The following is a 21,132-nucleotide window of genomic DNA, read 5'->3' on the forward strand; positions in this document are numbered from 1 at the left end:
AGAAACCGCTCAAATCAAGAGCGGTTTTTTTAATGATCTCCACTTACTTTAACAGCCACGGCAGCCGCCGATCGCTTTTTCAGGCGGTAGTATCCAATGAGTAAGAACGGTACACCTGCAATCGTGACGATAGACAGCACTGAAAAAATAGAAAGGGGGTGGGCTGCGCCAAAATAGTCAATGCACAGTCCGCCGACAAAGGGTCCGACGACACTGCCGAGCTGAGAAAATCCCATCGCGCCAAAGTACGATCCCTTTACTTCGGGCTTTGCCACATTGTCTACAAAAAGATCCATCATCGCAAACAGCAAAACCTCTCCAATTGTAAACACGACAATGATGAAAGCAAGCATGCCTAGACTCTGTGAAAAAGCAATGGCAAACAAACTGCCTGCAAGAAGAATATTTCCAGTGGTGAGCGACAAAATGGTGGAGTAGCGCTTGGCGATCATGATGAGCGGATATTGTACGACAATGACAACAACTGCATTTAAAGATAAAAGATATCCAAACAGTTTCGGACCATCTTCAATCATAGGCGAAGCGGATAAATATTGAGGCAGCGTTGAGCTCAAATGCGAATACCCGAACGAACATAAGGTAACGCCGATGAGGATAATGCTAAAGACCGTATCTTTTTGGATAATGGAAAGGGCTTTTTTGACCCCAATTTGTTTCGTGTTTTCTGGAGCAGCAACTGGATGTTTCTGAAATTGCCAAGCCAGCGTTAATCCGTATAACAAATAAATGAAGGCAGCGACAAGAAATGGAAAGGTTGTTTTCGATGACCCGAGATATAAGCCAAGCAGAGGACCGAAGATGACCCCTATGTTAATGGCTGTATATCGTAAATTAAACACAAACAACCGAATACTTGATGGGGTGACATCAGATAAGAGCGCCTTAGATGTTGGTTCAAACAGTGCCCGGCACAGTCCGTTTAAAGCGTTCATGATAAAGAAGACCCAAATGGCATCTGCAAATGCAAAGCCAACAAAGACAAGTGTCCAACCGAAGATTGATAGAAGCATGACCTTTTTTCTTCCAATACGATCAGAAATATATCCACCGTAAAAACTCGCAACGATCCCAATCAGAGAGCTAACGGCAATGATTAATCCAGCAGAAGAAGCTGAGGCGCCTTTGACTTGTGTTAAATAAACGGCCAAAAAAGGAATGCTCATGGACGTCGCCATTCGGCCAAATATGGTGCCGATGATGATCGTCCAACTAAGCGGATGTAATGTACGTAAGTTATTTTTCATGCTGTTTCTCCCCTGAGTTTGTAAGATGTTCCAATCATACATGAAAAATTGTGCAAATTAAATACACAATTTGATGGAGGGGACATCCGCCGTATGGCAGAGAAGCTTGAACCGGTCACGAATTCGGAGAGCATGTTTTTTGTTGACGATGCATTTGAGGCCTTGATAGGTATTGATTTTTCAACAAAAGGAAGCGGATGGCTTTCCGCTGATTCACACTGTCATTTGACGACAATCAATCGAGATCAATCGCGACAATTTGCTGCAAGGACAGGTTTAAAACATCTTCATCATTGACGATTTTTATGCGCTGCGTTTCATAATGAATGGCTTTGACCCAGCCCCAAAACTGCTCTTTTCTACCTGCTTCGGCATATGTCACGCAAATCGCTTGATCCTCGGTAATCGACTGTGTGATCAAAAAATTCATTTCCTCCAGCTGATCGGTGCTCAGCGGGGGAGGGGTGTATTTTTTTTTCTGCCGTTTTTGAGCAAGCAGCTGCTCCCGGTGCTCTGGGAGCATCATTCGGCTTGATTCCCACATGAGGTTGTATCCAGGTGTTAATTTATTGGGATTCATGGCTGTTCGCCTCCGTTATTTGTAATGTCCGCCAATTTTTTCGGCGCGGTGATACGCCTGCCCTGCGCTTGTCAGTGACGAAGCGTGCAGCAGGGCAGCAGGTCCATACTTCATGTGAATCGCATCAAATACTTTGCTGAGTTTGTCTTTTTGAACATGATGATCAAATAAAGTCAGCTGATACTGGCTGTCAGACTGCAGCTGAGAGAGAGTAATACCGACACTGCGAATGGGCTGACCATCCCAGTGCTGCTGACATAGCTGAATGGCTGCCTCTGCAATATCTGTCCCGTACTGTGTAGGTGAATGAAGCTTGATTTGTCTATGAAATCCGGTCGGGTGAGAAAAATCAGCGCCTCTCACGCCAACAGACACTGTTTGACCAAGATAATGCTTAAAGCGTGCACGTCTTGCCACTTCTTCGCTCAATTCAAGAAGAGCGACTTTGATATCCTCAAAAGACGCATAATCATGGGGGAGAGTCATATGATGTCCCACCGCTTTTTGTTCATTATGTGTGTGAACGGTGACCGGAGAGGGATCAAGTCCTAATGCTGTTCGCTGCAAAAGCTCTCCGTTGATTCCCCAGCGTTTTTTAAGCCGATCTAACGGATAAGTAGCAAGCGTCCCAATGGTACTGATACCCATTCGTTTTAAATGGTGCTCCATTCGTTTACCAACGCCAAATAATTTTCCAATCGGAAGCGGCCATAAATCAGCCGCAACACTGTCTGCGCGAAGTTCATAGATGCCAGATGTGTTTTTTTTAGCAAAATGGTCACAGGCCATTTTGGCGAGCACTTTATTAGGACCGATGCCAACACGTGCGTAAATACCCGTCTGGTTCATAATGGTTGTTTGTATATTTTGAGCGATCTCATGGGGAGAACCGAGTAGTGTCAGGCTGCCTGTAATATCGAGAAATTGTTCATCAATTGAATATGGTTCGACAAGATCTGTGTATTGTTCAAGCAGCTCTGTGATCATGACAGAGATATCAAGATAACGCTGCATACGGGGGCGTACGACGACAGCTTCGGGGCATTTCTCCTGTGCTTCCCATAATCTTGATGCATTTTGTACGCCCCGTTTTTTAGCAAGCGGGCAAGCGGCAAGTACGACCCCACTCCGCCGCTCAGGATCTCCAGAGACGATGAGCGGCACATTCTTCAAGTGAGGAGCCTCCACTTTTTCGACTGACGCATAAAACGATTGCATATCCACAAGCAGAATGGCTCGTTCATTCATTATGTTCACCTCTTAGAACGTATGTTCTGTTCTTATTGTAACCGTCAGGAGGCGAAATTGATACTGGTAAATCATTCAAAGAAAAGAGTGTAAAACCATACAAAAAAGACGAAGTGTCTTCCACTTCGTCTCATTTGATACAACATATTTTAAGCATGTGCTAAATTGTAAGATGTTTGGAGCGGCTCAGAACGCAAACGATAGGCCGTCAGTTTTTTCTTCGGCTTATGAGTAAATTGCCGCACCACATCCACGTGGTCATCGTAATGATACAGATAAAGGGTCACATCATGCTTGCCAAACTTTGTTTGCATAGTAAGCGGCGCAGGCCCTTCCTGCGGACGAAGAAAGCGCTCTTCATCACCAGGATAAATATAATAGCGTTCAATAAAGATCGCATCATTAAAATGTTGAATAATTTCAGATGCTTGCTGATCATCGAGCGGACGATCTTCAAACATGATCGTTGTATGATCACTTGTTACTTTTGCATGCACTGCATAACGACTAAAAAGGCGTTCCACAACACCAGAAGGCAGCGAAGTGACAAGAAGCTTTAAAAGACTAAACACAACAAGTGAAGTAACAATCCAAACCAATATCATCATCTCCAATAAACATTTGTTACATTTCCTATATGAACCATCTTAACATACCAAAAGAATGAAACTTTCGCACAAAAAGTGAACTTTTTGAAATAAGTGTGAAGATTTAAAAGGAGATGACCGCGAAAGAACGAAGAATCAACAAAGCTGAAAGAAAAAGGCTGACACGTGATCTTTACAAACAATTGACCGGACAGGTAGACTATTGAAACAACAGTTTTTTGTGAAAAAAGAGAGCGGTAAGCTAAAAATGAAAAGGGGCGAGGTCATCATGATACGTCAAGTGAAGCCGTCAGATTTTTACGCTGTCACATCTGTCATCCAAAGCTGGTGGGGAGGTAGAGATTTGCGCGCAAAATTGCCGAAGCTATTTTTTGAACATTTTCAGCAAACAAGTTTTGTCGTCGTTGAAAAAGGTGAACTGATTGGCTTTTTAATCGGTTTTCTATCACAATCTCATTCAGATGAAGCCTACATTCATTTTGTAGGTGTACATCCAGACCATCGGAAATTAAAGATAGGAAAAATCCTATATCAAGCCTTTTATGATGTGGCAAAACAGGAAGGAAGAACAACCATTAAAGCGGTAACAGCACCTGTAAATAAAGTATCAATTGCCTATCATGCAAAATTGGGCTTTCAAATTGAAAAAGGGGATAAAACTGTAGAAGGAATCTCCGTATTTTCAGACTATGATGGAATAAATGAAGATCGTGTTTTATTTGTGAAAAAATTAGAGGCAATGCAATGATTGTCAATTTAGATCAAACAATAGGAGATGTAGCAAAGCAGATCTTACATATTCAACTAGCTGCATACCAACAAGAAGCTGAACAAATTGGCTATGCCGATCTTCCGCCATTAAAAGAGACCATTCAAGATGTAATGAAAGCAAAAGAGCAATTTATTGGTTTTGAGCAAAAGGGAATCTTACTAGGTGTTGCCTCTTATGAAGAGCAGAAAGATTATTTGATCATTAGTCGATTGGCTGTGCATCCCAAAGCGCTAAAGCAGGGTATTGGAACAAGACTTATGTCTACAATTATGGAGAAAAATGTCCCTATAGAACTGACCACAGGGCAAAAAAACACCCCTGCAAAAAGGCTATACGAAAAGTTAGGATTTCTTGAGTCAAATGTAATTCATGTTGCAAAAGAGCTCACCTTATCAAAAATGAAATGGACACCGAGGCGAAAGGTTGAGGTTGTCGAATTCAAAAAAGAATGGCATGAAGAATTCCATCAAGAAAAGCAGCGACTCAAGCAAATCATTCAAAAGAGCTGGATAGAAGGACATCATATTGGTAGTACGTCAGTTGAAGGACTTGTTGCCAAACCCATTATTGATATCTTAATAGAAGTAAGTCATATAAAAGAGATCGATAGAAAAAGAGAGAGCTTTGAACAACTTGGATATCAAGCGCTCGGTGAAAATGGCATAAAAGGGAGACGTTTTTTTCAAAAGGGTGGCTTGAATCGTACGCATCATGTCCATATTTATGAGAGAAATCATCCTGATGTGAAAAGGCATTTATTGTTTCGAGATTACTTAAGGGCCCATCCAGAACGAGCTGTAGCGTATGCGTCTGTCAAGGAACAATTAGCAAATCAGTATCGGGAAGATATACAAAGCTATATGGCAGGAAAGAATGAAATCATAAAAGTAATAGAAAATGAGGCATATCGCTGGGATAGAGAAGGAGGAGAGGAAGCTCTTAAATAAGCTACCTCTTTTCCTCGTTAATTAGGAAGCTGAACATTGCCCTTTACAGTATAGGCCTGTGAAGCAGCAGCAGATGGAAGAGCGGGTAATTTATCCTTTACGATGACCCCGCGGATATCTGTGATTCGAACAGGAAGAGATTTAGATCCCATATTAAATCCAAGGAAATGGTTGTAGTCTGTCTTTTCCATGTTCACCCATTGTCCATCTTTGTAATATTCCATTTTCATAATCGGATATTTATGATTGCGCACTTGAATCGCAGCCCACCACTCACTGCTACCTTCTTTTATTCTGTAAGCTACATTTCCGCTAATCGGTGCTTTTACAATTTTCCAACTAATTGGGATTTTCCCGTCTGCCATATGACCGATTTTGGCAAAGGCATTATGCGAAAGATCAAGAGCTCCTTTCGCTCCTTCTGGATATTTATCGGTTACATACACAACGGTTTTTCCTTTTGGACCCTTTACTTCAAGGTAAGCCCCTGCAAGTGCCGCATTTATCCCTTTATAGTTATAGTCATGGGGATTTAAAGCCGTAATTTTCATGTCAGATGGAATAGGATCTAATAATGCGGCGCCCCCTGAGTAACCAGATCCCGTATAAGTCGCATAGCTTTCTCGTACTTCATCAAGGACAGATGCCGCTTTCATGTTTGGCACAGCCAAACTCAACATCAATATCAGTGCCCCGATGAAGCAGAGAGATAATCTTTTTTTCACGATCTAAAACCTCCTGTATTTTCTTTTTTAAAATTGGTAGCGTCATAAGTATAATTCTAAAAAACAAGAAGCAAAAAGAGCCAATAGATAGATATAATCATAGTGAGAAGAGCGTGTATTTCAAAGAATATGACTTTCGGATTTAGTCGTGTGTCATGTTTTATGGTGTTTTATGTGTTACAATGTAAGCATCAATTTAAAAAGGATGTTCGCCATGTATATTCACATCACAGAACAGGCTAAAACATATATAGAAAAACAGCAAACAGGAAACGAAACTAAGGAATTACTGCTTCGCTACGATTCAGAAGGTTGTGGCTGTGCAGTGAGTGGCGTACCAATGCTTTGGTTAACAAGTGAAAGAACAGGTGAATGGGAACAACTTAATAATAGCCAACATTTAAAACTATATATACACATTGCACAGAAGGTATTCTTTGATGAGGAAATGACCATCGATTTTAATGAAAAAGCCAATACATTGATGCTGAAAAGTCCTCAGCAAATACTCAGTCCAAGAATGGGCATACTTGTAAAGTAAGGTGGAAACGTAGTGGATCAGAAGCTTAGCGTGATACAAAACACGGCACAAAATAAAACATGGGTGTCGTTTTTAAATAACAATCACCCCTATACCCTTTTGCACTGGTCAATAGGTGGAATGGATTCGGTGAAAAAGGATGTTTGGCTTCTTCAGGATGAAGTCACATTTGAAACGGAAGAATTCCCAACGCTCGAATTAGCTGTCAATTGGATCAAAGAGAATATGGAACAGGTAACAGATGTATTATAAAAGCCCTTTTTGACAAAAGGGTTTTTTTCGTGCCTTCATCATCTCATTAAACAACAGGGAACGTCTAATCTGAAAAATGATCTTTTGCAACGCCAAAAAACTGTTTTATAACAACCAATTCGACAAAATGAGAAAAATAGAAATGAAAAAATCGTGGATATAAATGCCGAAAAATAGGCAATGGAAGCGGTTATTGCGGGATACCGAAAACTTTGCGAAAAATGACATTTCATATTTCTTCCATTCGAGGAAATATGATAGAATACAACATGTATCGTATATGAGAAGGGAGGTGCTAAAGTGAATTGAAGCTCAAGTTGTCATCGCCTCAGGTTGGAATTAAAATAAACGAATGGTATAGGCAGATTTGCGGATTTCATGTCATGAAAGCAGAGAAGCTGAAGGCCGAGATCGAGCAGGAAATTCTGGAGATGGAGCAGGATCAAAACTTGTTGCTGTTTTACCAACTGATGGATTTTCGCCATAAGGTGATGCTTGAATATTTTGAACCGGCAAAGAAAGCCTCAAATGATGAAGAAATTAAAAACCTGTTAGAAACGATCGAACATTCGCAAACGAAATTAACGGACATGCTTGAATACTATGTTCATTTTTTCACAGGAATGTTTGAGTTTGAACAGCAAAACTATTTAAGTGCCATTGCCTATTACCGTTCAGCAGAAAAAAAGCTCAATCTCATATCAGATGATATAGAAAGAGCAGAATTTTACTTTAAATTAGCTGAAATATACTACCACATGAAACAAACCCACTTTTCGATGCACTATGCCTTGCAAGCGTTAAATACGTACTCTGCCTACAGAACGTACACGCTGAGAATCATCCACTGTGAATTTGTCATCGGTGCAAACTATGATGATTTGAAATGCTATGAACATGCATTGCCCTACTTTAAAAATGCTCTAAATCGAGCACGCTCGATTGGAAACCCTCGAGTCATAGGTTCGGCCCTTTTCAACTTAGGTAACTGTTATTACCAAATGAACGATCTTGCGGAAGCAAGCCGTTATCTGAAAGACTCTCTTGAAGTGTTTGAAAAGGAGAATTTAACCCATCTTAATCGCTCTCTAGACCCACTATTTATGCTCACCCAAATCCTGTTTAAACAAAAACAAATAGAAGAGTCGTTAACCCTCTATCAAAAAGGTATTATGAAAGCCTGTGAATTAGAAGATGAAATTTACATCTGCAAATTTCAGTTCTTAAAAGCATTATACGTTGATGCAGAAATAACGATCATAGACGATACATTAGACCTGCTCGAGGACAAGCGCTTATACCCAGACATTGAGGAATTGGCACTTGATGCGGCTCATTATTACAATGAGCTTGGACTGTATGAAGCATCGACACGGTTTTACGAACGGAAGATTCAAGCCATATCAAAAATTCAAAATGGGGGTCATTTATATGAAAACGAGTTTGATAGTTCTTTTATTGGCAGCAACTGCAGGATTATCGGTCATGAGTCAGCAGCAATCGGAAGAGAGTCATATGGAACTGGCGGGCAGACATCATACAACAGTGGTGACTATCGCATAAGTTAGCTCAAAAAGAGGAGACGAACCGCTGTTCATTCTCCTCTTTTATCTTCATTTGATTCAAATGGTTGAAGGAATGCTTGAACTTCTTGTTCGTAAGCTTCTTTATTTTCACTAAAAGACATCGCGTGTGCCCCGTGCGGCGCTATAAATAGCTGTTTATCACCATTTTTTCGAGCATATAGCTGCTGACTCTGCTCGCATGGAATATAGTCATCATGAAGACTATGGATAAAAAGCACAGGTTCTCTCACCTGATCGATCACATCAAACGGTGACACTTGCCGAATGCTGTATCCATCCCGCCATTTTAACACTCGATCACTTAGTGGAAGAATCCATTGCCCTGAAAGACGAAAATCTGTTTTTAATCGATAGAGAAGCTGATCCTCAAAAGAAGCAAAAGGACAATCAGCTATGTAAAAATTGGCGCTTGCTTCCGGCTTTGCAGCATATAACAAAGTCGTGACTGCCCCCATTGATTCTCCATGTATGCCGATAATGGCATTTTCCCCGAGTCTTTGTCTAAGCCACTTCACGACCTGCGCTAAATCTTCTTTTTCGTAGTACCCATAACTCGTGGTTTTTCCGCCACTCATTCCATGTCGTCTATGATCATAAAGCATCACATTCCACCCAAGCTTTTGGAATAATTTCATATACTTAACGGAATTTATTAAACTGACTGTGACGCCATGACAAAGTACGATGGTGCGTGTTGTATGCGGATGTGAGTGCGGCACAAAATAGCCATGAAGCTCATAACCAAATGCTGAAGGAATACACACTTTCTCTTTGATAAGCTGTTGAAACTCTTCATGATGATAATGCCCTTCATCTGCTTCTCGTTTGATGAGCTCTTCATCTGTTAATTTTCGAATATACATCATTTTATTGGTGAAAAAAATGCCGATTGCAACGAGCGGACATAATATGAAGGCAAGTAGAGCGATCCATTTTTTCATCTAGCTGATTCTTCCTTTCCGAGGTTTTTCCTATGATGATCATACCACATGTTGGGAGATTGGCGTGACTCTTGCTCAGGAAATAAAACGGATGATACACTTAGAAGCAAAAGGAGAGAGGCACAATGAAAAAGAACAATGATCAAGCGAAATTAAAGGACGGCATAAACGAGGATCTCAAACAGCAGCTCCTTCAAATGAAGCAGAATCTGGCCGCCGAGACAGAAAAAAGAGAAGAACAAAAACGACAAGACCTCCTTCGGCAGCAGAAAGAAAAAGAAAAAAACAAAAGCTTCTCCGAGTTACTAGATGAAAGTCATTTGGACTGGAGAAAATATAAAAGCTAAAAAAGGGAGCACTGATGCTTCTTTTTTTATGTCATCATTGAGATTGATCAACACACAAGTGCTCCCGACTCCTTCGATTCTTACTTCATTTAAATCCCTTTTTATAACAAATATAGTTTTTAAGACCCTTTTGATAGAAGGTCGTCGTACTACTTGTAATGACGGTGTATTACAATATTTAGGAATGGAGATGATTTACATGAAAGTGAGAAAAACAATGGCTGGAGTCGCTTTATCTTTAGGATTGCTTTTACCTGTTAAATATGAAAAAGAGTTCACTCATCATACATACGATAAAATAGAAAAATTGTAGAAAAACATGAGTTTCTCTACAATCACCAGAGATCACATCAGGTGATCTCTTTTTATCTCATTTAAACCGGTGCGCCTCGTACACAGATGGTTTTGTATAGTAAGTCAATGCTTTTGCTTCTTGGTCACTTAAAGAACGTGCATTGGCCGCTGCCGCATTTTCTTTTAACTGTTCCACCGAGCTTGCGCCAAAAACAACGGAACTAACCGCAGAATTCTTAAGCAAATATTGAATGGACAGCTCTGTGAGTGATAGATCATAAGCGACTTTCTTTAAAGAAGGAATGACCTGCTGAAGCTCGTCAAATGAATATTGAAGATAGCCGTTTTTTTGAATCGAGGCACTTGCTTGCGAAAGTGGTTTTTCGGTTAAAAGCCCTTTTGCTAAAGGTCCTCTTGCCACAACACTAATGCCTTGTTCTTCAAGAAGAGAGAACCATTCCTCTGGACGGCGGTCGAGTAAACTATATTGCATCATGACACTGACGATGTTTGATTTTTTGGCGTATTCTTTAATGACGTTTGGACGGATAGAAGAGATGCCATAATAGCGAATAACGCCTTCTTCCACTAATTCTTCAAAAGCCTCAATCGTCTCATCGATAGGATCATTGATCGTGCCTCCGTGCAATTGGTATAAATCAATATAATCTGTTTGCAGCCGCTTGAGGCTTTGTTTTACGGCTTCTTTTATGTATGCCTTTGAAGGGTCCCAGTCCCAGCCAGATTTGCCTTTTTCAAAGCGGTTGCCGCCTTTTGTGGCCAAAATTAAATCTTGCCGCCTGTTTTTAATCGCTTCCCCGACAATTTCCTCATTTGTCCCAAAATCATATAAATCGGCTGTATCCAAATAGTTAATTCCAAGATCAATGGCTTCATCTAATAAAGAGAGCGCTTTTCCTTTTTCTGTTCCTAGGGACATACATCCTAGAGCCGCTTCGCTCACCAAAAGATCCGATGTACCAATTCGTCTTTTTTTCAATTCCATCACACTCCTATTCCTTCACATTAAGTGAAAAAAATCTGGAATTCAAGCTAGGTGACTTCAAGTGGCGCATTGAAGCAAGCGTCCGCATTTCGCTTCTCTTAAATCATCTATGTTAAAATGAATGAAGTAAAAAGTGAAAGTAGAACGAGGAGCTGACAAAATTGAAGGACTTTGAAGAAAAAACATTATCGACTAAAGAATTATACAACGGAAAAATCATTGATTTGGTTCTTGAAGATGTACAATTGCCAAATGGAAAACAAGGCAAACGCGAAATCATCAAACATCCTGGTGCAGTAGCCGTCATTGCTCGGACAGACGAAAATAAAATCATCTTGGTCAAGCAATACCGTAAAGCACTAGAGAGAGCCATCGTTGAAATTCCGGCTGGTAAATTAGAGCCAGGGGAAGAGCCGGCACATACAGCACTGCGAGAATTAGAAGAAGAGACAGGATACACCACTCAGAAGCTTCAAAAGCTGACAGCCTTTTATACATCACCAGGTTTTGCAGATGAAATCGTCCACATGTACCTTGCAGATCAGCTAGTTCCGCTTGAAGAAAAAAGAGAGCTGGATGAAGATGAATTTGTTGAAGTGATGGAAGTTTCATTAGAAGAAGCCTTGCACCTCATTGAAAAGCAGCATATTTATGATGCAAAAACAGCCTATGCCATTCAGTACTTACAACTGCAAGAGGTACTTAAGTCAACAAAATGAGGGAGTTTTTTGCAGACATCCATATTCATATTGGCAGAACAAGAACAGGCAGAGCTGTTAAAATTACAGGTGCAAGGTCACTGACCATTGACCAAATTCTCATTGAAGCAACGCAAAGTAAAGGGATGGGGATGATTGGTGTGATTGATGCACAATCTCCAGAAGTCCTAGAAGAATTAATAGAAGGTGTAGAGGAAGGCAAGTACACTGAACTAAGTGATGGCGGTCTATCATTTGAACAGACCGTGCTGCTTTTAGGCAGTGAATTAGAAATTAACGATAACCATTCAAAAGGTCCGATTCACGTGCTTGCATTTATGCCCACACTGCGCAAAATGACTGAGTTCTCCGCATGGCTCGCGCTACATATGAAAAATGTGCATTTGAGTTCACAGCGCCTCTATGTGGATGGGAAAATACTTCAGCATAAGGTCAAGGAGCTAGGAGGCTTATTTATTCCTGCTCATATTTTCACCCCGCATAAAAGCTTATTTGGCAAAGGAGTCAGCACGTCTTTAACGGAAGTGTTCGATCCGGACCTCATTGATGCTGTTGAACTAGGACTTAGCTGCGATACGTCAATGGCGTCCCAGTTAAGCGAACTGAACCGTTATCCCTTTTTAACGAATTCAGACGCTCATTCTTTAGGGAAAATCGCGCGAGAATATACAAAAATCCGCATGGATCATGCCTCTTTTGCCGAATTTAAACTAGCCCTTGAAGGGAAAGAGGGGAGAGCCATCACAGGAAATTATGGGCTCGCCCCGCGGCTTGGGAAGTACTATCATACAACCTGCGAGAAGTGCGGATTAAGACCTCGCGCGCTAGATCAAGAAAAGTGTCACGCATGCGGACATACCCGGATGACAAAAGGAGTGAGTGAGCGTTTAAAGGAGCTTGCTGACCAGGAAAGTGACAAAGGAACAAGACCTCCTTATGTTCATCAGCTTCCGCTTCAATTTATTCCGGGTGTTGGAGCCAAAACGCTGGAGAAGCTAAAAGCCGTGTTCCACACAGAGATGAATATCCTTCATCAAGCAACAGAACAAGAACTAAAAGCTGTCCTGCCAGAAAAAACAGCCAATTACATCATCAAAGCAAGAAAAGGTGAAGTCGAACTGATCGCTGGCGGCGGCGGAGTGTACGGTAAGGTGGATATCAATCATGAATCAAGTTAACTGGACATGTGAAACGTTTGAACAATTGACAAAAGAGGATCTTTACCTGATCTTAATGGAAAGAGTCAATGTGTTTGTTGTTGAACAAACATGCCCTTACCCTGAAATTGATCACCGGGATCAAGAAGCCTTTCATCTGATGGCAAAAGAGGACGGCACGATTGTGGCTTATTGCCGAATTTTTCAAAGCGGAATCATGTACGAAGAGGCGTCCATTGGCCGCGTTCTTGTGACGCAGGCAGGCCGAAAAAAAGGCTATGGAAAAATCCTTCTCAGCAAGGCTTTGAAAAAGCTGAATGACTTAGGTGAAACAAGTGTCAAAATTCAGGCGCAGGCCTACCTGAAATCGTTTTACGAATCCTTTGGTTTTAAGGCCGTTTCAGATTGTTATGATGAAGATGGAATTCCCCATCTTGATATGGTGAAAACAGAAAGATAGGCGTGTATACGTCTATCTTTTTTATGTCGCATCGTGTATCATAACGTCAACGAAAGGGGTTTTGCCAAATGGGAAAAAGCAATGCAAAGAAAAAACGAGAACATATTGAAAGGCAGCACAGCCGAAACCCGGAACTGTCGAGAGGAAACATGGCGCACTTTAGTACACATGAAAGAAAGACTAAAACAAAACAAGAAGCCTTGCAGCACATGATGAAAAAACATAAAAGAAGGAATGCTTATGATCACTATCAAGAGGATCATAAGCATTTTTATTTTGCTTTTTTGTGACAACTAGTTCAAATAAATGGAAAATTTTAAAAAATAGGACAAACGGTCGTTTCTTTTTGTCTAAAAATGTAGTTAAATGGCAAAAAGATGAAAGGGAGAGTGAGTATTGTGAACGTCAAGTCAATTGGAGCAGGGCTTTGTATGGCAAGTATGATGCTGGCATCGGTCACGCTCGGCGCCTCACATATTTCTGCAAAGGAGCAAGCGAAAAAAGAGTACATGATCGGCTTTTCTTCTTCCGTTCAAGATCATACACAAAAACAGCTTGTTGAAGAAGCTGGTGGACATGTAAAAGAATCCATAGAGCAGATAGATATGATGAAAGTTTCCTTGAATGAGGCATCGAAAAAGAAACTAAATCAGGCAAAAGAAGTGACCTTCATTGAGAAGGACCAAAAGGCAAAAACAAGCGGTCAAACGATCCCATATGGCATCAAAAGCATCAAAGCACAAAAGGTACATAAACGGGGATACGCTGGACAAAATGTCAAAGTAGCCGTTCTTGACAGCGGCATTGATGGCAAACATGAAGATCTACATGTCACCGGCGGAGTCAGCTTTGTTCCAACAGAGTCAGATCCGCTTGTTGACCCTCATGAACACGGGACGCATGTGGCGGGCACAATTGCAGCGTTAGATAATAAGGTAGGTGTCGTTGGTGTTGCGCCAAAAGCTTCTATCTATGCGGTCAAGGTGGCAGATGAAAATGGTGATGGCTACTATAGCTGGATTATTAAAGGAATTGAATGGGCCATTGAGAATGACATGAATGTCATCAATATTAGTATGGGAGGAGCAAGTGAATCTGAAGCGCTGAAAGAAGCGGTAGATCGAGCATATGACAAGGGTATTCTCATTGTGGCTTCTGCTGGGAATGCAGGAAGTTATGGCTCTCTCAACACGGTTGACTATCCAGCTAAATACAGCTCAGTGATAGCGGTTGCTTCTGTTGACCAAAGAAAACAAAGAGCTTTTGATTCATCTGTAGGCGAAGAAGTGGAAGTTTCAGCACCAGGCGTTTCAACGCTCAGCACTATTCCCCATAATGAATATGGCTACAAGAGCGGAACATCCATGGCATCACCGCATGTAGCAGGAGCTGCGGCTGTCATTCTATCAAAACATCCGAATCTGACAAACGATGAAGTACGCGAGAGACTTTCAAAAACGGCTACACAGCTTGGAGATCCTTTTTACTATGGTGCTGGGCTTGTGAACGTACAAAAAGCGGCACGATAAATGAGAAGAGAGAGCAGTGTTTAGGCTGCTTTCTCTTTTTTCTTTCAATAAAACTGTCATGTTTCGTAATCTCTCTCATAGAATCTAGTAACCTTTACTATTTGGGAGGAAGACGCATGCGGAAAAAGTCTTGGAAGGAACATCTTCTTCAGCACGTAAAAGACCATCTATCGATTTATTTGTTTGTCTCTGTACTCTTTTTAATGGGTGTAATCTTTGGGGCCATCATCGTCAATAGTATGACAATTAGTCAGAAAGAGGATTTATTCTATTATTTAAATCAATTTTTTGGTCAGCTGACAAATGAGAAAGCAGCAGAATCAAAAGAAATGTTTTTGCAAAGCTTTTTGCATCATATGAAATATTTAGGTCTTATGTGGATACTAGGAATATCTATCATTGGCCTGCCGCTCATCTTTCTCATGATCTTTTTAAAAGGAATTGTCGTTGGGTTTACAGTTGGTTTTCTAGTAAATCAAATGGGGCTGAGTGGTTTCTTCCTTTCGTTCGTATCGGTTCTTCCGCAAAACATATTGCTTATTCCGGCCTATTTAGTGATTGGGACATGTGCGATTGCGTTTTCCATTCGTCTCATTGGGCAGCTGTTTATGAAAAAAACCATCAGTCAAGCACCTGTTCAGTGGTTCGCCCGTTATGCATCTGTCCTGCTGATGATTTTAGCGCTTGCTGCACTTTCGTCCTTTTTTGAATCGTATGTCTCCTTCATGCTCATGAAAAAGCTGGCAGGTGTTCTTTTTTCATAAATTTATAATTGTTATTAAATAATAATCAATTTATTTATTAATTTAAAATGATTATAGTTGGCTCCCAGCACATCATTTGATATAATGATCAAGTAATGTGGCGTAGGAGGGAAAGTCAATGGAAAATCGGATTGATCGAATTAAGAAACAGCTTCATTCTTCCAGCTATAAGCTCACGCCACAGCGTGAAGCAACAGTCAGAGTACTGCTTGAGAATGAAGAAGACCATTTAAGTGCAGAAGATGTATACCTCCTCGTAAAAGAGAAGTCTCCTGAAATTGGTCTTGCTACTGTTTATCGGACGTTAGAATTGCTAACTGAACTGAAAGTTGTTGATAAAATTAACTTTGGAGACGGCGTTTCGCGATATGATCTTCGCAAAGAAGGAGCCGCCCACTTCCATCACCATCTTGTCTGCATGGAATGCGGGACAGTCGATGAGATAGAAGATGATTTATTAGAAGACGTTGAAGAGATTATTGAACGTGACTGGAAATTTAAAATTAAGGATCATAGATTGACATTCCATGGCATTTGCCACCGGTGTCATGATGATGAATCCGGCAAATAATCCGAATTGGAACCTTTTCATTTAAGATGAAGAGGTTTTTTGCATTTTCGCTGTATATTCCTTGTCCCACCTGGCATATGCTGAAGTAATGAGAAGCTGAGAAAGGACATGAGAATCATGCGAAAATGGCTCAAAACAACAGGTGAAGTGATGAAGGTATTTATCTTGTTCACTGGTTTTACCGTCCTGTTCTATTATGCTATGATATGGATAAATTCAGAATATGAAAGCTACCATCGTTATGATAAACCAGAGGGTGCAGCAATTAAAGTGATAGAAATGGATCAGCCGAATCAAGACAACTGGCAAGACCGATTGATTTATTTTTATCAAAACGGGGAGTAGAAATCATTGAACGATCAATTATCCGACTTTATTCATTTTATGACAGTAGAGAGAGGACTCTCTGAAAATACCATTGTTTCTTATAAACGAGATTTACAGAACTACTTGTCTTTTTTAATGACACATGAGCAGCTGACAGATATAAAAGATGTCACGCGCCTGCATATCATTCATTATTTAAAACAGCTAAAAGAGGAAGGGAAATCGAGCAAAACGTCAGTACGGCATCTCTCCTCGATCCGTTCCTTCCACCAATTTCTGCTCCGGGAAAAAGTGACAACAGATGATCCGTCATGGAACATTGAAACGCAAAAAACAGAGCGGAAATTACCGAAAGTTCTCTCACTAGAGGAAGTCGAAAAGCTGCTTGATACACCAAATCAGCACACTCCATTTGACTACCGCGACAAAGCGATGCTCGAGCTCTTATATGCAACAGGCATTCGCGTCAGTGAAATGCTGGACCTAACCCTTGCTGATGTTCACCTCACAATGGGCTTTATCCGTTGTTTTGGAAAAGGAAGAAAAGAGCGGATTGTGCCAATCGGTGAAGCTTGCGCAAGTGCGATTGAAGAATATCTCGAAAAGGGAAGAAGCAAGCTGCTAAAAAAACAGCCGGCAGATGCCTTATTTCTCAATCATCACGGGAAAAAAATGTCGCGGCAAGGCTTCTGGAAGAATCTGAAAAAAAGAGCTCTTGAAGCAGGGATTCAAAAAGAACTCACCCCCCATACACTCAGGCATTCATTTGCAACACATCTGCTTGAAAACGGTGCAGACCTAAGAGCTGTGCAGGAGATGCTCGGACATGCCGATATCTCGACAACACAAATTTATACACATGTGACGAAAACAAGACTGAAAGATGTGTATCACAAATTCCATCCAAGGGCATAAGTAAAGCATGACACGGTGAACGTGTGTCATGCTTTTTCATGTTTGCACCGTTTATAGTTGTCAACCGGCTTGTAAACGGTTTATACTTGAGATGTCAGACCTCTCTTTTTGAAAGGTTAAAAGACAAGAATATTGAAGGAGGCGCTTTTTAATGCCTGATTATCAGTATAAACGCATTTTCCTCGTCGTAATGGATTCAGTAGGAATTGGGGAAGCACCTGATGCTGCTGAATTTAATGATGTAGGTGCAGATACACTAGGACATATTGCTGAAAAAATGAACGGGCTTCATATGCCGAATATGGCGAAGCTTGGGCTGAGTCATATTAAAGAAATCAAAGGAATTCCAGCGGATGAAAAACCGCTTGCGTATTATGGAAAAATGCAAGAGGCATCAAATGGTAAAGACACAATGACAGGACACTGGGAAATTATGGGCCTTTACATAGACACACCGTTCAGAGTTTTTCCAGACGGATTCCCAGATGAACTACTAAATGAACTAAAAGAAAAAACAGGCAGAGGCATTATTGGAAATAAACCTGCGTCTGGTACTGAAATTTTAGACGAGCTTGGCGAAGAGCACATGAAAACAGGCGATCTAATCGTTTATACATCTGCGGATTCTGTGTTGCAAATTGCTGCGCACGAAGAAGTGGTGCCATTAGATGAACTTTATCGTATTTGTGAAATTGCACGTGAGCTCACATTAGATGAAAAATATATGGTTGGCCGCGTTATCGCCCGTCCATTTGTCGGGGAGCCTCGGGCATTTGTCAGAACACCAAACCGTCATGACTATGCTTTAAAACCATTTGACCGTACAGTGATGAATGAGCTGAAAGATGATGGGCTCGATGTGATTGCGATCGGCAAAATTTCTGATATTTATGATGGAGAAGGAATCACCTCTTCTCTCAGAACAAAATCGAACATGGACGGAATGGACAAGCTGGTCGATACACTTAAAACAGACTTTACGGGACTCAGCTTTTTAAACCTTGTTGACTTTGACGCCCTTTACGGACATAGAAGAGATCCAGAGGGTTACGGAAAAGCACTAGAGGAATTTGACGCCCGTCTTCCTGAAGTATTTGACCTGTTAAAAGAGGATGATCTTCTTGTCATTACAGCAGATCATGGAAATGACCCGGTTCATCACGGAACAGATCATACAAGAGAATATGTTCCGCTCATTGCTTACAGCAAAAAGCATCAAGGAGCAAATGGACTGCCAACTTCAAAAACCTTTGCTGATCTTGGAGCAACGGTCGCAGACAATTTCAAGACAACAATGCCAAAATACGGCACAAGCTTTTTATCTAAACTCAAATAGGGGGAAATCTCGTGGGAGCACAGTTTTCAGAAGCGGCGGCATACATTAAACAAGCATCGACATACGTACCAACAGTTGGATTGATCTTAGGTTCAGGGCTTGGCATTTTAGCAGATGAGATTGAAAATCCAATCAAATTGAAATATGAAGATATTCCTGGATTTCCTGTTTCAACAGTAGAAGGTCATGCAGGACAGCTCGTCATCGGGACGCTGAAAGGCACTGTCGTATGTGCGATGCAAGGACGTTTTCACTTCTATGAAGGATATGATATGAAGCAAGTGACGTTTCCAGTCCGTGTGATGAAAGAAATTGGCATTGAGACATGCATTGTGACAAATGCAGCCGGCGGTGTGAATACTTCATTCCATCCAGGCGATCTCATGCTGATTACAGATCATATCAATATGATGGGGACCAATCCATTAATTGGACCAAATGACAGTCAAGGCGTTCGTTTCCCTGATATGTCTGCCCCATACGATAAAGATTTGCTGGCACTTGCAGAAGAAACAGCTCAGCGCTTAGGCATATCTGTACAGCAGGGTGTTTATGCAGGGATGACAGGTCCTTCATATGAAACACCGGCTGAAGTTCGTTTCCTCAGAACACTTGGCGCAGATGCTGTAGGCATGTCGACGGTCCCAGAGGTGATTGTTGCGCGTCATGCAGGAATCAAAGTGCTAGGTATTTCTTGTATTTCTAATGCGGCATCAGGTATTTTAGATCAGCCGCTGTCTCATGATGAAGTCATTGAAGTAACCGAAAAAGTGAAAGCGAGTTTCCTTGATTTAGTAAAAGACATTGTCAAACAACTCTCATAGCATGTTTCAAGAAGCCTTCTGTTTATCGACAGAAGGCTTTTTTTATGTCAATCATATGATCTCTGAATAAAACAGCCTCGATGAGGAAAAAATAGAAAGGATTACGATAATGGAGGTCTGCCACTTGAAACGTCATATATGTGCATTGTTTATTTTAATGATCATTATCTCAATGGTTTCACCATCAGCGATAGCAAAAGAAAAAATTGAAAAACCAGAAGAAAAACAAACATCAGAATTGGTGCACGAAGCCAAATCAGCCATCTTAATAGAACGTGACACGGGAAAAGTGCTTTACAACAAAAACAGCGATGAAAAGCTGGCACCCGCAAGTATGACTAAAATCATGACGATGCTTCTCATCATGGAAGCCATTGATCAAGGAAAACTGAAAATGACTGACAAGGTAAGAACAAGTGACTATGCAGCTTCAATGGGAGGGTCACAAATCTTCCTTGAACCTGGAGAAGAAATGACCGTGAAAGAAATGCTGAAAGGCATTGCGATTGCGTCTGGAAATGATGCTTCAGTTGCCTTGGCAGAGCATATTGCCGGATCTGAAGAACAGTTTGTCGAGCAAATGAACAAAAAGGCAAAAGAACTCGGTCTCACCTCTACGGTCTTTCAAAACCCAACAGGACTTCCTGAAAAAGACCATTACAGTACAGCTCATGATATGGCAAAAATGGCAAAAGAGCTGTTGAAATATGAACAAATCACCAAATTCACAGGTGTCTACGAAGACTATCTCCGTCAAAACACAGATAAAAAATTCTGGCTTGTGAATACGAACCGATTGATTAAATTTCATCCAGGTGTGGATGGGCTGAAAACAGGTTTTACAGGGGAAGCCAAATACTGTTTGACTGCATCCGCTAAAAAAGGAAACATGCGCGTCATTGCAGTTGTCTTCGGCGCAAGTACACCAAAAGACAGAAACGCTCAAGTGGTCAAAATGTTAGACTATGCATTTAGTCAATACACCACACACCCGCTTTACAAACGAGGACAAGATGTAGCCGAAATCAAGGTAAGCAAAGGGACAAAGAAAAAAATTAAGCTTGTCACCTCTGAACCAATCTCCCTTTTAACGAAAAAAGGCGAAAATGTGGATCAGATAAAAAAAGAAATCAAACTGTCTCAGGATGTTACGGCCCCATTCTCAAAAGGAACGGAACTTGGAACCATTGTCTTGAAAAAAGACGGAAAAGTGTTGCATGAAAGCCCTGTTCAAGCCAAAGAAGGAATGGAAAAAGCGGGCGTTTGGACATTCTTCAAACGAGCGATGGCTGAATTTGTGAAATGGAAATAAAAAGGAGAAGGCTGCTGAAACAGGCAGTCTTTTTGCTATGAGAAAGAAGAAAAGAACATCTAAATGTGACGAATGATCACTAGTTTTGTCATGGTGAAGGATTTAC

Annotated in this window: 26 protein-coding genes; 19 read left to right on the forward strand and 7 right to left on the reverse strand. The window is 41.1% G+C overall.

The genetic code is table 11. From position 1 onward, the window contains the following. Window positions 1-29: 29 nt before the first annotated feature. The 4 genes from MHI11_RS07910 to MHI11_RS07925 form a co-directional block, all read right to left on the reverse strand. Window positions 30-1,265, reverse strand: coding sequence for an MDR family MFS transporter (locus MHI11_RS07910; RefSeq protein ID WP_044141047.1), 1,236 nt, complete (start codon window positions 1,263-1,265; stop codon window positions 30-32). Between the two features lie 235 nt (window positions 1,266-1,500). Then, window positions 1,501-1,845: a YolD-like family protein gene (locus tag MHI11_RS07915; RefSeq protein ID WP_044141048.1), complete on the reverse strand. Its 345-nt coding sequence runs from the start codon at window positions 1,843-1,845 to the stop codon at window positions 1,501-1,503. A 15-nt stretch (window positions 1,846-1,860) separates the two neighbouring features. Then, on the reverse strand, window positions 1,861-3,093 hold the full coding sequence (locus tag MHI11_RS07920) for a DNA polymerase IV (RefSeq protein WP_044141049.1): 1,233 nt from the start codon (window positions 3,091-3,093) through the stop codon (window positions 1,861-1,863). Between the two features lie 149 nt (window positions 3,094-3,242). Then, window positions 3,243-3,692, reverse strand: a complete 450-nt coding sequence (locus tag MHI11_RS07925; protein ID WP_044141050.1) for a YfmQ family protein — start codon at window positions 3,690-3,692, stop codon at window positions 3,243-3,245. Window positions 3,693-3,969: 277 nt separating this feature from the next. Between MHI11_RS07925 and MHI11_RS07930 the strand changes: the two genes are divergently transcribed. Further along, window positions 3,970-4,449: a GNAT family N-acetyltransferase gene (locus MHI11_RS07930; RefSeq protein ID WP_044141211.1), complete on the forward strand. Its 480-nt coding sequence runs from the start codon at window positions 3,970-3,972 to the stop codon at window positions 4,447-4,449. Further along, window positions 4,446-5,420 carry a bifunctional GNAT family N-acetyltransferase/GrpB family protein gene (locus MHI11_RS07935; protein ID WP_340960808.1) on the forward strand — a complete coding sequence of 325 codons (975 nt, stop codon included), beginning with the start codon at window positions 4,446-4,448 and terminating at the stop codon, window positions 5,418-5,420. The genes MHI11_RS07930 and MHI11_RS07935 overlap by 4 nt, the downstream gene beginning before the upstream one ends. Before the next feature lie 17 nt (window positions 5,421-5,437). Here MHI11_RS07935 and MHI11_RS07940 read toward each other — a convergent pair whose 3' ends face one another. Then, on the reverse strand, window positions 5,438-6,145 hold the full coding sequence (locus MHI11_RS07940) for an expansin EXLX1 family cellulose-binding protein (protein ID WP_340960809.1): 708 nt from the start codon (window positions 6,143-6,145) through the stop codon (window positions 5,438-5,440). Window positions 6,146-6,359: 214 nt separating this feature from the next. Here MHI11_RS07940 and MHI11_RS07945 point away from each other — a divergent pair, with 214 nt between their 5' ends. The 3 genes from MHI11_RS07945 to MHI11_RS07955 all read left to right on the forward strand — a co-directional run bounded on the left by MHI11_RS07945 (window position 6,360) and on the right by MHI11_RS07955 (window position 8,506). Then, complete coding sequence (locus MHI11_RS07945; protein WP_044141053.1) at window positions 6,360-6,686, forward strand: iron-sulfur cluster biosynthesis family protein; 327 nt, start codon at window positions 6,360-6,362, stop codon at window positions 6,684-6,686. Between the two features lie 12 nt (window positions 6,687-6,698). Next, window positions 6,699-6,938 carry a DUF2552 family protein gene (locus MHI11_RS07950; RefSeq protein WP_106065538.1) on the forward strand — a complete coding sequence of 80 codons (240 nt, stop codon included), beginning with the start codon at window positions 6,699-6,701 and terminating at the stop codon, window positions 6,936-6,938. 305 nt (window positions 6,939-7,243) lie between these two features. After that, window positions 7,244-8,506, forward strand: a complete 1,263-nt coding sequence (locus tag MHI11_RS07955) for a response regulator aspartate phosphatase (RefSeq protein WP_106065537.1) — start codon at window positions 7,244-7,246, stop codon at window positions 8,504-8,506. 26 nt (window positions 8,507-8,532) lie between these two features. Here the strand turns inward: MHI11_RS07955 and MHI11_RS07960 are convergent, their stop codons facing one another. Continuing rightward, entirely contained in the window at window positions 8,533-9,465 is a 933-nt protein-coding gene (locus tag MHI11_RS07960; protein WP_340960810.1) for an alpha/beta hydrolase, read from the reverse strand. A gap of 125 nt (window positions 9,466-9,590) precedes the next feature. On the opposite strand from MHI11_RS07960, the gene MHI11_RS07965 reads away from it, so the two are divergent. Together MHI11_RS07965 and MHI11_RS07970 are read left to right on the forward strand one after the other, a co-directional pair. Further along, window positions 9,591-9,812 carry a YqkE family protein gene (locus tag MHI11_RS07965; protein ID WP_044141056.1) on the forward strand — a complete coding sequence of 74 codons (222 nt, stop codon included), beginning with the start codon at window positions 9,591-9,593 and terminating at the stop codon, window positions 9,810-9,812. Then, complete coding sequence (locus MHI11_RS07970) at window positions 9,775-10,125, forward strand: hypothetical protein (RefSeq protein ID WP_340960811.1); 351 nt, start codon at window positions 9,775-9,777, stop codon at window positions 10,123-10,125. The genes MHI11_RS07965 and MHI11_RS07970 overlap by 38 nt, the downstream gene beginning before the upstream one ends. Before the next feature lie 57 nt (window positions 10,126-10,182). Here the strand turns inward: MHI11_RS07970 and MHI11_RS07975 are convergent, their stop codons facing one another. Then, the gene (locus MHI11_RS07975) at window positions 10,183-11,106 is read right to left on the reverse strand and encodes an aldo/keto reductase (RefSeq protein ID WP_111912929.1); all 924 of its coding nucleotides are present in this window, start codon (window positions 11,104-11,106) and stop codon (window positions 10,183-10,185) included. 167 nt (window positions 11,107-11,273) lie between these two features. Between MHI11_RS07975 and MHI11_RS07980 the strand changes: the two genes are divergently transcribed. From MHI11_RS07980 to MHI11_RS08035, 12 genes are all read left to right on the forward strand, one after another. Next, a complete protein-coding gene (locus tag MHI11_RS07980; protein ID WP_044141058.1) occupies window positions 11,274-11,831 on the forward strand; it encodes an NUDIX hydrolase in 558 nt (185 codons plus the stop codon). Then, the gene (locus tag MHI11_RS07985) at window positions 11,828-13,009 is read left to right on the forward strand and encodes a TIGR00375 family protein (RefSeq protein ID WP_278175542.1); all 1,182 of its coding nucleotides are present in this window, start codon (window positions 11,828-11,830) and stop codon (window positions 13,007-13,009) included. The genes MHI11_RS07980 and MHI11_RS07985 overlap by 4 nt, the downstream gene beginning before the upstream one ends. Beyond that, complete coding sequence (locus MHI11_RS07990) at window positions 12,996-13,448, forward strand: GNAT family N-acetyltransferase (RefSeq protein WP_106065532.1); 453 nt, start codon at window positions 12,996-12,998, stop codon at window positions 13,446-13,448. Before MHI11_RS07985 ends, MHI11_RS07990 begins: the two co-directional genes overlap by 14 nt. A 68-nt stretch (window positions 13,449-13,516) precedes the next feature. Beyond that, window positions 13,517-13,738 carry a hypothetical protein gene (locus MHI11_RS07995; protein WP_044141061.1) on the forward strand — a complete coding sequence of 74 codons (222 nt, stop codon included), beginning with the start codon at window positions 13,517-13,519 and terminating at the stop codon, window positions 13,736-13,738. A 108-nt stretch (window positions 13,739-13,846) separates the two neighbouring features. Then, entirely contained in the window at window positions 13,847-14,977 is a 1,131-nt protein-coding gene (locus MHI11_RS08000; RefSeq protein WP_340960814.1) for a S8 family peptidase, read from the forward strand. 116 nt (window positions 14,978-15,093) lie between these two features. After that, entirely contained in the window at window positions 15,094-15,741 is a 648-nt protein-coding gene (gene spoIIM / locus MHI11_RS08005) for a stage II sporulation protein M (RefSeq protein WP_034661156.1), read from the forward strand. A gap of 118 nt (window positions 15,742-15,859) precedes the next feature. Next, on the forward strand, window positions 15,860-16,312 hold the full coding sequence (gene fur / locus MHI11_RS08010) for a ferric iron uptake transcriptional regulator (RefSeq protein ID WP_003215577.1): 453 nt from the start codon (window positions 15,860-15,862) through the stop codon (window positions 16,310-16,312). 117 nt (window positions 16,313-16,429) lie between these two features. Continuing rightward, window positions 16,430-16,657 (forward strand): YqzK family protein, encoded by a 228-nt coding sequence (locus tag MHI11_RS08015; protein WP_340960815.1) that lies wholly within the window; start codon window positions 16,430-16,432, stop codon window positions 16,655-16,657. 6 nt (window positions 16,658-16,663) lie between these two features. Beyond that, window positions 16,664-17,554 carry a site-specific tyrosine recombinase XerD gene (xerD, locus tag MHI11_RS08020; RefSeq protein ID WP_044141062.1) on the forward strand — a complete coding sequence of 297 codons (891 nt, stop codon included), beginning with the start codon at window positions 16,664-16,666 and terminating at the stop codon, window positions 17,552-17,554. 151 nt (window positions 17,555-17,705) lie between these two features. Next, complete coding sequence (gene deoB / locus MHI11_RS08025; RefSeq protein ID WP_340960816.1) at window positions 17,706-18,890, forward strand: phosphopentomutase; 1,185 nt, start codon at window positions 17,706-17,708, stop codon at window positions 18,888-18,890. Between the two features lie 11 nt (window positions 18,891-18,901). After that, on the forward strand, window positions 18,902-19,714 hold the full coding sequence (locus tag MHI11_RS08030) for a purine-nucleoside phosphorylase (RefSeq protein ID WP_050943816.1): 813 nt from the start codon (window positions 18,902-18,904) through the stop codon (window positions 19,712-19,714). 157 nt (window positions 19,715-19,871) lie between these two features. Further along, window positions 19,872-21,026, forward strand: coding sequence for a D-alanyl-D-alanine carboxypeptidase family protein (locus tag MHI11_RS08035; RefSeq protein ID WP_445661866.1), 1,155 nt, complete (start codon window positions 19,872-19,874; stop codon window positions 21,024-21,026). The last annotated feature ends 106 nt before the right edge of the window (window positions 21,027-21,132 follow it).

Source organism: Bacillus sp. FSL K6-3312 (assembly GCF_038007485.1).
Lineage (GTDB): Bacteria > Bacillota > Bacilli > Bacillales > Bacillaceae > Bacillus > Bacillus pumilus.